Genomic DNA, 12,506 nt, shown 5'->3' on the forward strand with positions numbered 1-12,506 from the left:
AATCGTGGTGAGCTAGGCAGTAACGAGACTGGTCGCTTCGCTCCCTATTGGGTACAGCGAGCAGGTAAAATGAGTGTTCAAGTCGCATCTGAAGCGTTAATTTCAGATACCACGCCTATGCTAGATGGTTCTCCTTTTAATACTTGGTTTAATTGTCCAAAGAAAAATCTTAAGCCTTGCCTTCTCAATCCATATTTCGATGAGAGTTCAGGCCAACGGATGCTAATCACAACCTTGGCTTTTCCTGTAATAGATGATGGTAAGATCCTAGCGGTTGTCGGTATGGACATTAGCCTAGATAACCTTCAACAACTCGCTGCTGCTGGCAGCCAAGATCTGTATCACGGTTTGGGTTCCGTTAGCATTGTTAGCTCCGCTGGTCTGCTCGCTGCACACAGTAGTGATGCGAGCCTACTCGGCCAAAATCTAGCGAGGGCTTATCCGGATGACGCCAACGCCCTATTGGAGTCGCAGCGTCTTGGGATAGCTCGAGAGCAGCAGGCTCAGGATAATTTACGGTTGGTTGCGCCAATGGTGCCCATTCCGAATAGTGAGCCTTGGGCTTTATTGCTCGATGTTCCTATGTCGTCTCTTCTGGCCCCGGCCTTGTCGTTGCAGCAAGACTTAGATAGCCGCAATGAAAAACGTGCATTGTTGGAATTGTCGCTCGGCGTCGCTGCAGCAACTATCGGCTTGATATTGGTTTGGCTAACGGCTTTGGGTGTGACCCGGCCGATCTCACGTGTAGCTGCCTTGCTCAAGGACATTGCTGTCGGCGAAGGAGACCTTACACGCCGTCTGGTTTATACGCGTCAGGATGAACTAGGCGAACTGGTGGGGTGGTTCAATCGCTTCCTAGATAAACTTCAACCTGTGATCAGCGAAGTAAAACGCTCGGTGCAAGAAACTCGCAATACCGCTGATCAGTCCACCATCATTGCTAATCAAACCAGCTTGGGTATGCAGCAGCAATATAAAGAGGTGGATCAGGTTGCGACCGCGTCGCAAGAAATGACCGCGTCTGCCCATGAGGTTGCGCACAGTGCTGCCCAAGCTGCCGATGCAGCTCAAGGAGCCGACTTGGCCACCCTCGAGGGCCTCGACGTTATAAGTAATACGACAACTGCCATCGAGCATTTGGCAAACGAGATGAGTGTGTCTATGGAAGAAATACGAGATTTGACTAGCCGGAGCGATCAGATCAGCTCAGTGCTGGATGTGATCCGTGCCATAGCCGAACAAACCAATCTGCTCGCACTAAATGCCGCCATTGAGGCGGCGCGAGCTGGCGATGCGGGACGGGGTTTTGCAGTAGTCGCAGATGAGGTACGAAACTTGGCCCGACGCACTCAGAGCTCTGTTCAAGAAGTTCGCTTAGTGATTGAGGGACTGCAGAAGCGTACCAAGGATGTTGTCAGCTCTATGGATAGCAGCTATAGCAAGGCTCAAATCAGCGTCGGACAGGTGGCATTGGCAGTGGTCGCTTTGCGGCGCATTGGTGACGCAGTGTCCATCATAACTAACATGAATTTACAAATAGCTAGCGCTGCTGAGGAGCAAAGCGCTGTAGTTGAAGAAATTAACCGAAACGTCGCTACGATTCGCGATGTTACCGAGTCGCTTTCTACTCGGGCACAGGAGTCCGCCAAAATCAGTAACACCCTGAACGGCCTTGCAAACCATCAACAGGCACTAATGGATCAGTTCGTGGTGATTTCAGGGACCTCCGATAGTCGGTGATTTTTGACTCTTTTTTTCACTTAGGCTCGGTTTGGCTTGCTTATGTCTGAGCGCCAGCGGCATCAGCGAGTATCCAGAGGAGATAGCAATCAACTCGATGAGGTAGCCGTCGGGATTCTTCGACGATGTCTATGCGAGGCGTATCCAGTAGATATGAAAACAGCAATGAACTGGACCTGGTTTCATAAGCTCGGCTCACCCAAGTGGTTCTACGGCATCAGCGGCAAACTGCTCCCTTGGTTGAGTCTCTTCGCGCTGCTATTGATGGGTTCTGGCGTGGTGTGGGGCCTGGCCTTCGCCCCGCCGGACTACCAGCAGGGCAACAGCTTTCGCATCATTTATATCCACGTGCCCACGGCCCTGCTGGCCCAGTCCATCTATGTGATGCTGGCGGTGTGCGGTGTGGTCGGGCTGGTGTGGAAGATGAAACTGGCCGACGTCGCCCTGCAATGTGCCGCCCCCATCGGCGCCTGGATGACCGCCGTGGCGCTGGTCACCGGGGCCATCTGGGGCAAGCCGACCTGGGGTTCGTGGTGGGTCTGGGATGCGCGGCTGACGTCGATGCTGATCCTGCTGTTCCTGTACTTCGGTCTTATTGCGCTGGGCAACGCCATCAGCAATCGTGACAGCGCGGCCAAGGCCTGTGCGGTGCTGGCGATTGTCGGCGTGATCAACATCCCGATCATCAAATATTCGGTGGAGTGGTGGAACACCCTGCACCAGGGCGCGACCTTCACCCTGACCGAAAAACCGGCGATGCCCGTCGAAATGTGGCTGCCGCTGTTGCTGACGGTACTGGGCTTCTACTGTTTCTTTGGCGCGGTGCTGTTGCTGCGCATGCGCCTGGAAGTGCTCAAGCGCGAGTCCCGGGCCAGTTGGGTGAAGGCCGAAGTACAGAACAGCCTGGAGGCCGCTCGATGAGTTTCGCTTCATTCGGCGATTTCCTCGCCATGGGCCATCATGGCCTGTATGTCTGGTCAGCCTATGGCATTTGCCTGGTGGTGCTGGCCCTCAACGTGGCGGTGCCGATCCTGGCCCGCAAGCGGTATCTGCAACAAGAGGCGCGTCGTCTGCGCCGGGAGAACGGTCAGTGAATCCGCTGCGCAAAAAACGTCTTGTCATCATTCTGGCGATCCTGGTGGGTGTCGGTGCCGCGGTCGGCCTGGCTCTCAGCGCCTTGCAGCAGAACATCAACCTGTTCTACACCCCGACCCAGATCGCCAATGGCGAAGCGCCGAAAGACACACGCATCCGCGCCGGCGGCATGGTGGAGCAGGGCTCGCTGGTGCGTTCCGGGGATTCGCTGGACGTGAAATTCAATGTCACCGATTTTAACAAGACCGTGACCATCGCCTATCGCGGCATTCTCCCGGACCTGTTCCGCGAAGGGCAGGGCATCGTCGCCCTGGGCAAGCTCAACGCTGACGGCGTAGTGGTCGCCGATGAAGTGCTGGCCAAGCACGATGAGAAATACATGCCGCCGGAAGTGACCAAGGCCCTGAAAGACAGCGGCCAGTCGGCACCCGCGCCTGTGAAGGAGGGCTGACCGATGACGGCTGGTATCTTTATTCCCGAGTTGGGCCACCTGGCGATGATCCTGGCCCTGTGTTTCTCCCTGGTACAGGCCGTGGTGCCCTTGCTCGGCGCCTGGCGTGGCGACCGGTTGTGGATGAGCCTGGCACAGCCGGCGGCATGGGGGCAGTTCACGTTCATGCTGTTCGCCTTCGGTTGCCTGACCTACGCGTTCATGGCTGACGATTTTTCCGTGGAGTACGTCGCCAGCAACTCCAACAGCGCCTTGCCCTGGTATTACAAGTTCAGCGCGGTGTGGGGCGCCCACGAAGGGTCGCTGTTGTTGTGGGCATTGATTCTCGCGGGCTGGACCTTCGCCGTCTCGGTGTTCTCTCGGCAACTGCCACGCGTGATGCTCGCCCGCGTACTGGCGATCATGGGCATGATCAGCACCGGTTTCCTGCTGTTCCTGATCGTCACGTCCAACCCGTTCGAGCGCATCCTGCCGCAGATGCCGATGGATGGCCGCGACCTCAATCCATTGCTGCAAGACATCGGCCTGATCGTTCACCCGCCGATGCTCTACATGGGCTACGTCGGTTTTTCCGTGGCCTTCGCCTTCGCCATTGCCGCGTTGCTCGGCGGGCGCCTCGACGCCGCGTGGGCACGCTGGTCGCGCCCGTGGACCATCGTCGCCTGGGCCTTCCTCGGTGTCGGTATCACGTTGGGCTCCTGGTGGGCCTACTACGAACTGGGCTGGGGCGGCTGGTGGTTCTGGGATCCGGTGGAAAACGCATCCTTCATGCCTTGGCTGGTAGGTACCGCGCTGATTCACTCCCTCGCCGTCACGGAAAAGCGCGGTGTGTTCAAGAGCTGGACCGTGCTGCTGGCCATCGCGGCGTTCTCGTTGAGCCTGTTGGGCACGTTCCTGGTGCGTTCCGGCGTGCTGACGTCGGTGCATGCCTTTGCCTCGGACCCTGAGCGCGGTGTGTTCATCCTGATGTTCCTGCTGTTCGTCGTTGGCGGTTCGCTGACGCTGTTCGCCCTGCGGGCGCCGGTGGTCAAGAGCCAGGTCGGCTTCAACCTCTGGTCGCGGGAAACCCTGCTGCTGGGCAACAACCTCGTGTTAGTGGTGGCGGCGTCGATGATCCTGCTGGGGACGTTGTACCCGCTGGTGCTCGATGCACTGTCCGGCGCCAAGCTGTCGGTGGGGCCGCCGTACTTCAACGCGTTGTTCATCCCGCTGATGGCGATCCTGATGGTGGTGATGGCCATCGGCATGCTGGTGCGCTGGAAAGACACCCCGGTCAAGTGGCTACTGGGCATGTTGACCCCGGTGCTGCTGGGCACGGCCGCCCTGGCCGTGGTGGCCGGCGTGGCCTACGGCGATTTCAACTGGGCGGTGCTGGCGACGTTTGTACTGGCGGCCTGGGTGTTGCTGGCCGGTGTCCGGGACATCTTCGACAAGACCCGCCACAAAGGCCTGATCAAAGGCCTGCCATCCCTGACCCGCAGTTATTGGGGCATGCAGATTGCCCACCTGGGTATCGCCGTCTGCGCCTTGGGCGTGGTGCTGTCCAGCCAGAACAGTGCCGAGCGCGACCTGCGCCTGGCGCCGGGGGAGTCGATGGACCTGGGGGGTTATCAGTTCGTGTTCGAAGGCGCCAAGCATTTCGAAGGGCCGAACTTCACCTCTGACAAAGGCACTGTGCGGGTCATTCGCAACGGCCAGGAAATCACCGTGCTGCACCCGGAAAAACGCCTCTACACCGTGCAGAACTCGGTCATGACCGAAGCCGGGATCGATGCCGGGTTCACTCGCGATCTCTACGTGGCCCTGGGCGAGTCCCTGGGCGACGGCGCGTGGGCGGTGCGCGTTCATGTCAAGCCGTTCGTGCGCTGGATCTGGTTCGGTGGCTTGCTCACCGGCCTGGGCGGGGTGCTGGCGGCGCTGGATCGGCGTTATCGAGTCAAGGTGAGAACCCGGGTGCGTGAAGCCCTGGGCGTGACGGGAGCCACTGCATGAAACGTTGGTTGATGGTATTGCAGCCAGCATCTCGATCTGCTCTTGGATAAAACCATGCATGATTAATTTCTGGCTCGCCGCAGGTCTGCTTCTCCTAGTTGCCTTGAGTTTCCTGTTGAACCCCCTGTTGCGTGGCCGTCGCGCCCAATTGGAAGAAGACCGTACCGCGCTCAACGTGGCTCTGTATCAGGAGCGAGTGGCCGAACTACAGGCCGAGCGAGAGAAGGGCGTGCTGAACGCCGCGCAACTGGACACCGGTCGCGCCGAAGCCGCTCGTGAACTGCTCGCCGACACCAAGGGCGCCGATGCGCCGCGCGAATCCCGGCCAGGCAAACCGTTGCCGTTGCTCGCCGCCGTATTGGTGCCGGTGTTGGGCCTGGCGCTGTACCTGCATTTCGGCGCCAGCGACAAAGTCGAATTGACCCGCGAGTTTGCCCAGGCGCCACAGTCCATGGAAGAAATGACCTTGCGTCTGGAGCGCGCGGTCACGGCAAAACCGGATTCTGCCAAGGGCCTATATTTCCTAGGTCGGACCTATATGGCCGAGGATCGCCCGGCGGACGCGGCAAGGATTTTCGAGCGAACCGTGGCGGTCGCGGGCCGTCAGCCGGAGCTGTTGAGCCAGTGGGCCCAGGCGCAGTATTTTGCCGATGGCAAGAAATGGTCGGATAAGGTCCAGGCCTTGACTGACGAAGCGCTCAAGCTCGATCCCAAGGAGGTCACCAGCCTCGGCCTGTTGGGCATCGTCGCGTTTGAAGGCGAGCGCTATCAGGAGGCGATCGACTACTGGAGGCGTCTTCTCGCGCAGCTGCCGGAAGGTGAAAAATCCCGTGAGGCGCTGCAGGGCGGCATCACCCGGGCCACCGAGAAGCTGCAAGCCAGTGGCGGCCGCAGTTGAAACCATCGAACTTCCCCGAAGTCCAATTGATGGCGCGCGTATCCCGAGCCGGCCAGCCGATCGTGGGTGAGTGGATCGGCCTTAGTGCACCGTTGCAAAGCGGCACTGGCAGGTTGCAAAAGCTGACTATTGACACGTCGGAACGGCAATAGGCGGGATGAGCGTATGAACACTTGGAAAGAAACGAGGCACTCCTGTCTCGACTCCTCGTCACGTCTGGCCTCACGACTTCAACCATCTAATAGCTTTTCATTGAGTTTGAGCAATGATCTTCCTCTGAACTGGCGCATAGATTTGGTTTTAGCCGCTGATAATGCTCATGTGTAAAGGTGAAAACCAGGTCCTGTTTGCGTCCTAGATAGCCAGCAGCGACCATTTCTTTTAGCAACGGAGCAGGCCGGTATTTACTGTGGTTGAAGCCTTCACACAAAGTCTCAAGGATGGCCAGCACAGTGTCCAGGCCGATCAGGTCCGCCAATGCCAGCGGGCCAATCGGCTGGTTACAGCCCAAGCGCATACCCGCGTCCATGTCTTCGGCGCTGGTGCGACCCTCCTGAAATATAAATATTGGCGGGATTGTTGAGGCTTGTCGCGAATGCACATGTCGACCGCATGACTGTTGTTCGGCCTTGGCTGCGTAAGCTGAGCGAGGCGGTTCAAGAAACGGTTATTTTCTCGAGGCCTGCCGGTATCCAGCTTATCGTGCGCTGCAAATCAGGCTTGTTTAAAAAATTAGCATAATCAGCTAGCGCACAACCAAGGTTAATGGGTAATACCCCATTCAATCTGAGACGATGGATGCTTGGTACGACGCCGGCGCCATCAGATTGTTTGTGCATGATGTTGAAAGCCAGGGCCCCGAAGGGGCCCCAGAGTCAAGTCGACACCCGCTAGGCCGATAGATATTCGTCTACCGGTTTGACGGTGGCATAGCCGAACTCAAACGCTGCCATTATCGTTGCATGCGCTTGAGCGGCAGGAACACTTACCCCGCCAAACGTGAGATCCAGCGTGGCGCAGGCATCATGCAGCACAGTAACTGCATAGCCCATGTCCACTGCTGCACGGACCAGCGCGTCGATGCACATGTGGCTCATCGCACCGATGACCACGATTTCTTGAATATCAAGGGCATCCAATTGCTGCTTGAGATCAGTTTCCCGGAAGGCGTTAATGTGCTTCTTGACGATGACAGGTTCGTCACCGACAGGAGCAACAGCGGATTGAATTTTCGCACCGGCGGTTCCTTTAGCAAAAATTGGAGCGCCTTCGACTGATTCATGCCGTACGTGAAAAATTGGAATACCTGCATCCCGCGCGTGGGTGATAACCCGCAGCGCATTTGCGGCAGCGTGTTCGATGTCGGTTAGAGGCAATTTGCCAGTGGGCAGGTATTCGTTTTGTAGATCAACTACTACAAGACCTCGGTTCATGAACGATCTCCAGTCAAATGAACAACGTGATGATGTTTCTTGGGCCGAGCTGTTTGCGTGAGTCAATCAGCGTCAATGGCGGCCCAATAAATCAGAACTCCAGTGAAGCGCCGTCTTCCGGAATCGCTACACGGTTCTCAATACCGTGCTTTTTGACATAGGTGCGCAGTTCTTCACGAGTCAGGGACATGTGATTGATTGCATCCATGTGTACGGCGACGATCTTCGCGTATTTCGCAGCCTGAGCGGCGCGTAGAACATCTTCCTCACCCATGATGATCGACCCCTCATATCCGGTCATCATTGCCTTGCCTGCATTCAGTACGATCACTTCGGGGTGATACTTCTCAATGGTCTGGTCTACCTCTTTACGCCAGACCGTGTCACCGGCAAGGTAAAGGGTCTTGTAGCCTGGCGCTTGAAAGACCACCCCCATGGCTTCACCTAACGGCTTTGCCAGGGCTGGCACGGCATACATTTCATCTGTGCCATGTTGACCACCGGTTTTCGTAATTCTGACGCCGCCGAATTCAGCGTCGCCTTCCAGGACGCGCACATTCTTGAAGCCTTGTGAACGAATCAGCTTCGCATCGTCCTCATGTTGAGTGAATAAAGGGATGTCTTTAGGTAGGGCTTTTTGCGCGGCGTCGTCCCAGTGATCAAGGTGCGTGTGAGTGACGATCACTGCGTCGACGCCGGCGATAACCTCAGAAGGTGACTCGGTCAGATCAACCAATGGATTTCGAAGGTTACTGCGGTAGGTATTTTCAAATCCTGGGTAAGCGCCCTTTTTGGCGAGCATCGGATCGATCAGGAATGTCGTTTCACCGTAGGTGATTTTGGACGTCGCGTTACGAACTTGCTGTAGATCCATTTTAGGGGACGCGTCAGGTGCCGTTGGGGCATTTGTGCCCGCGAATGCCGACGTGGTCGCGGCTGCGCAAGCCATGCTTAGTGCAAAGCGAAGCGTTTTAAAACTCATGAATTCAGTCTCCAGTTGGTACCTCAAGGCTTCATTCTTGCTGAATGCTTTCAAGACTGACAGTGGCCTGAATGACATATTTCGATATAATCGGGCCAATCAGTTTTTCGTTTCCAGAACGGAAAGAGGGGGAGGCGACAGCTCAATTCAGCCTCTGCCAAGCATTTAACCGAGGGCGCGCGCCCAGATACCTGCGAGCGTAACGACAAGCCCATTGGGCCAAACCGAGGCTACCTGATGCATTCCATACGTGTTGCTGTCTTGGCTTTTGATGGCGTAAGCCTGTTCCATCTTTCTGTACCCGGGATGGTGTTGGGGGCAACTCAGTCCGCGCCTGGCGAACCTCATTACGAGATCAAATACTGCGCAGAGACGCCGGGAATGGTGGCAAGCGATCAAGGCCTCGGTTTAGAGGTCACTCAGGGCCTGGAATTGATGGCGGCATCTGACCTGATCATCATCCCGGCGTGGGGGGATCAATCGGTTTTTGCATCTACCGAACTGGTGGCAGCGCTTCAACTCGCCAATTCCGAAGGAAAGCTCATCGTTGGGTTGTGTCTAGGCGCATTTGTGCTCGGAGATGCCGGGCTACTTGATGGCAAGGAAGCAACCACTCATTGGACCGCCCGAGACGAGTTTGCGCGACGTTTCCCAAATGTTCGTTTCAGGCCAGAGGTGCTCTATGTCAGCGCTGAGAATATCGTGACGTCAGCAGGAACCGTGGCGGCAATCGATTGTTGCCTTCATTTGGTACGCGAACGACTTGGAGCCGAGGCCGCGAATCGCACCGCGAAAATGCTGGTCACTCCGCCACATAGGCAGGGGGGGCAAGCTCAATACATAGAATATCCTGTGCCGCATCTATCTAGAGAGACGCATTTGTCTGATGTACTGGAGTGGGCTCGGATGAATCTCTCCAATGATCTGACGCTCGACGTGTTGGCAGACATGGCGAAGATGAGTCGGCGCACTTTCACACGACGCTTCAGGGAGGCTACTGGCAGCACCGTCTCTAAATGGTTGAATGCCCAGCGCGTTGTCAGAGCGCAGGAGCTGTTGGAAACGACTGACCTACCCATTGAGTGTGTAGCGGGTGAAGCAGGTTTTGGCACCCCCTTATCCTTGAGGCAACAATTTGGCGCTCAGCTCGGCACCTCGCCTTCTGAGTACAGGCGAATGTTTTTTCGTGAAATGAGCCCGGTCCGAAAGACGAGCGACAGTGAGCACACTGCCGAACTGTCTAGCTAATGACTGAAACCGAAAAGCTTCAGTCATTATCGCCCCTAGAAATCCACGGTCACTCCGGTATAAAACGCGCGACCATCACCTGGCGAGTGCAGGGATGCCTGAGCACCGTCCGGGTCGTACCAGACGTATTCGTAATATCGGTTTGTGAGGTTCTTCAGTTGCAGATCGACGCTCACTGACCGCGTTACCTTGTAGGTTGCGCCAAGGTTCATCAGCACGTAGCCGCCATAAGTTCCCTTCGTGTTTTCCCGTTCAAGGTAGTAGTTAGTCTGACCGTTCATCCAGGCAGTCAGCTGTAATGCAGGTGTCGCGTCATAGCTGATGCCGGCGTTGTACAGGTGATGTGGGATATGGTCGATTTCCTGACCTTTGCTATTAGGCAGAGTGGCGCTCGGCTGGAGGATTTTCGAATACTGCCAGGAGTACGCCATCCATATTTCGGTACGATCGTTCGGGTGCAGGTTCATCTGCGAGTCATAACCCCACCGCCGAGTTTCACCGACGTTGTCTGACTCGCCACTGGGGTCGTTCAGCCGGCGACTGACTTCCCCCGAGGCCTCTTGCTGCCAATAGGCGACGCGTCCATCCACCCAGTCAGCCGGGGTGAACTTTATGCCTGTTTCCCAGCCCTCGTTGATCGAAGGGGCTAGGTCAGTATCTCTGGGTGGAATCTTGTAAGCCGCCGCCCCGGTGCCCACTTGAAAGGTACGCCCCCAGTTCGCATAGAAGCTGGCAACGTCCCACGGAGAATAGGCAACGCTGAACTTTGGCTGCTTGATCAGCCCGTAGTCGTTGATGTCGTAGTCTGTGCCGGTCATTTCGTTAGTGAAGTCGCCCTGGATCTTGTCGACCCGATACGCCGGTACGATCTTAAGTGATTCGAAAGGTTTGATTTCGGCCTGGATGTAAGCGCCGTAGGTGTCGAAGTCGAACTGCTGGTCGCGGGTGGTAGCTAGACGTGAGCGGTCTCTGGTGCGATATCGCTCACTTTTGTTTTGCTGCTGCTGTACGTCTGCACCACCTTCGAGGGCGAAATCGTAGAGCCAGCTGACTTCAGGTCGCCAGGTCAGGGAGGTGAGTGCGCCATATTGCGTCTCGTAGGCGTCGCGTTCCTGCTGAGCGCTTGTACTCCAGTATTGCGTCCAGCGCCTGTCATCGAAGGTGTTGACGTAGGCCTTCGCTGACCAGGCGAGGGTATCAGCCAAGTCTGTATCGAAATGCAGACTGACCTGGTTCATACGACGCGTACCCTTGTCAGTAGCGTTGAAGCTGTTGGTCATTTCCGGATGATGACGTGCATCTTCTTCAGCTAGATAACCTGGCTCCTGAGCCTCTGTTTCGTAGTGACGAGCAATAAGGCCGATACGGTAGCTGTCATCATCCGGCGTGTAGAACCATTTGCCCGACATCGAAAATTTGTCGGCCTCGGCGTGTTTGCGGTAGCCATCGGCTTTCTGATAAGCGAAGAAATAGTTCTGCGTCCAGTTGCTACCTTCGATGCCTTTGGCGAGTTGTGTTTCCTGAGTATTGAAGCTGCCATACCGCAGTCGCGCTTTGGTGTAATCACCCCCGGTGCGGGTGATCATATTGACGTTGCCAGCAATGTTGTTCAGGCCATAACGCGCATCGCTGGTGCCACGCACCACCTCGATGGCGTCCAATTCCATGGGAAAAATCATGTCCATGTACGGCATGTTGCCGTCATTGCTGTTGCTCGGGATGCCGTCGATCAGCAATTTGACCGCATTCACTTCGCCTTCGCCGTTGAAGCCGCGGAACGAGATTTTGCCCGAGGTTGTGCCTTGGTTGAACTCAGTCAGCATCACTCCTGGTGCGCGGCTGAACAGCTCCCAACTGTAGTTGACCGGCATCTTTTCAAGGATGTCAGCACCCAGAATATCAACTGAGCTAAGTACACCACTTGTGCTTAAAGGGTCGCTTGCCGAGCCCTGAATGCTGACCGCACCCAGGGTCAGGGTTGAATTTTCGATCTTGCTGGCTTCAGCTAATGCCACTGACAGCGGGCTCAACGCCAGCATGCCTATTGAAAACAGGGGCCATAGGGGACGAGACACAGACAAGGCCTTTGCTGGGCGCAAAGTAGTTGAAGCAGGCATAGCACGCACTTCCTGATGATCAAGAAACTTTTAGGGCGTTCAGCGTCCGTCGCAGGTCGCTAAAAGAATTTAAAGAGGGCAGCACCGCAGGTTTTAAGCGGTGTTGTGATCAGGCGAAAGGAGAGGCGCGTGGACTTAGACTGGGCCAACGAATCCTTGGATGCAGCGTCGGTAGTTCAGAATTTTCGAGGGCGGTATCGGGTGTGTATTGCGGTAGGAAATGGCGATAGTAGTCAGAGGGTAATGCTGCCAATCCTGCATGCCCACAGCAGCAGTCGCCGTGTTGCATGACAGGTTTCGATTGGGGTGACTGCAAGGCATCAATCACCTTGCCAAGATCTTTAGGAACGGCACTCGAGTTCCCGCCCGAACAGAACCCGCCCCAAAGCATCAGGTTCACGTCTGGCGTCTGCATCGCACGGCTCAGCGGCATGGCGAACATGTTCAGCAAGACGGCCAGGCATGCAATCCAGGGACGGATGTGTTTCAACGAACTCATAACTGAAATCGCCGCGAAGGGGCGGCTATTTAGCCCGCTTTATAGAGTGAA

General features: G+C 56.3%; 10 protein-coding genes and 3 pseudogenes. 8 read left to right on the forward strand and 5 right to left on the reverse strand.

Translation table 11 applies throughout. The features are described from left to right. Window positions 1-582: 582 nt before the first annotated feature. The 7 genes and pseudogenes from PSH65_RS31810 to ccmI all read left to right on the forward strand — a co-directional run. Window positions 583-810 (forward strand): annotated as a pseudogene (locus tag PSH65_RS31810) (chemotaxis protein); the annotation flags it as partial. Between the two features lie 201 nt (window positions 811-1,011). Further along, window positions 1,012-1,740, forward strand: a complete 729-nt coding sequence (locus PSH65_RS31815) for a methyl-accepting chemotaxis protein (protein ID WP_370694700.1) — start codon at window positions 1,012-1,014, stop codon at window positions 1,738-1,740. 165 nt (window positions 1,741-1,905) lie between these two features. Then, window positions 1,906-2,661: a heme ABC transporter permease gene (locus PSH65_RS14255; protein WP_081352495.1), complete on the forward strand. Its 756-nt coding sequence runs from the start codon at window positions 1,906-1,908 to the stop codon at window positions 2,659-2,661. Then, window positions 2,658-2,834, forward strand: coding sequence for a heme exporter protein CcmD (gene ccmD, locus PSH65_RS14260; protein WP_003199159.1), 177 nt, complete (start codon window positions 2,658-2,660; stop codon window positions 2,832-2,834). Before PSH65_RS14255 ends, ccmD begins: the two co-directional genes overlap by 4 nt. Beyond that, window positions 2,831-3,286, forward strand: a complete 456-nt coding sequence (gene ccmE / locus PSH65_RS14265) for a cytochrome c maturation protein CcmE (RefSeq protein ID WP_081352496.1) — start codon at window positions 2,831-2,833, stop codon at window positions 3,284-3,286. Before ccmD ends, ccmE begins: the two co-directional genes overlap by 4 nt. A gap of 3 nt (window positions 3,287-3,289) precedes the next feature. Next, window positions 3,290-5,278: a heme lyase CcmF/NrfE family subunit gene (locus tag PSH65_RS14270; protein ID WP_081352497.1), complete on the forward strand. Its 1,989-nt coding sequence runs from the start codon at window positions 3,290-3,292 to the stop codon at window positions 5,276-5,278. A 58-nt stretch (window positions 5,279-5,336) separates the two neighbouring features. Further along, window positions 5,337-6,328 (forward strand): annotated as a pseudogene (gene ccmI, locus PSH65_RS14275) (c-type cytochrome biogenesis protein CcmI). Between the two features lie 165 nt (window positions 6,329-6,493). Here the strand turns inward: ccmI and PSH65_RS14280 are convergent. The 3 genes and pseudogenes from PSH65_RS14280 to PSH65_RS14290 all read right to left on the reverse strand — a co-directional run. Further along, a pseudogene (locus PSH65_RS14280) lies at window positions 6,494-6,744 on the reverse strand (3-hydroxyacyl-CoA dehydrogenase family protein); the annotation flags it as partial. Between the two features lie 322 nt (window positions 6,745-7,066). After that, the gene (locus PSH65_RS14285; RefSeq protein ID WP_163854320.1) at window positions 7,067-7,609 is read right to left on the reverse strand and encodes a cysteine hydrolase family protein; all 543 of its coding nucleotides are present in this window, start codon (window positions 7,607-7,609) and stop codon (window positions 7,067-7,069) included. Window positions 7,610-7,700: 91 nt separating this feature from the next. Further along, window positions 7,701-8,591 carry an MBL fold metallo-hydrolase gene (locus tag PSH65_RS14290; protein WP_039012782.1) on the reverse strand — a complete coding sequence of 297 codons (891 nt, stop codon included), beginning with the start codon at window positions 8,589-8,591 and terminating at the stop codon, window positions 7,701-7,703. 237 nt (window positions 8,592-8,828) lie between these two features. On the opposite strand from PSH65_RS14290, the gene PSH65_RS14295 reads away from it, so the two are divergent. Further along, window positions 8,829-9,839: a GlxA family transcriptional regulator gene (locus PSH65_RS14295; protein WP_041020831.1), complete on the forward strand. Its 1,011-nt coding sequence runs from the start codon at window positions 8,829-8,831 to the stop codon at window positions 9,837-9,839. Window positions 9,840-9,874: 35 nt separating this feature from the next. On the opposite strand, the gene PSH65_RS14300 is transcribed toward PSH65_RS14295, so the two are convergent. Together PSH65_RS14300 and PSH65_RS14305 are read right to left on the reverse strand one after the other, a co-directional pair. Further along, window positions 9,875-11,878: a TonB-dependent receptor gene (locus PSH65_RS14300; protein ID WP_163858855.1), complete on the reverse strand. Its 2,004-nt coding sequence runs from the start codon at window positions 11,876-11,878 to the stop codon at window positions 9,875-9,877. 187 nt (window positions 11,879-12,065) lie between these two features. Next, complete coding sequence (locus tag PSH65_RS14305; RefSeq protein ID WP_080766460.1) at window positions 12,066-12,455, reverse strand: DUF2946 domain-containing protein; 390 nt, start codon at window positions 12,453-12,455, stop codon at window positions 12,066-12,068. Window positions 12,456-12,506 lie beyond the last annotated feature (51 nt).

The organism is Pseudomonas sp. FP603, assembly GCF_030687415.1.
GTDB lineage: Bacteria > Pseudomonadota > Gammaproteobacteria > Pseudomonadales > Pseudomonadaceae > Aquipseudomonas > Aquipseudomonas wuhanensis.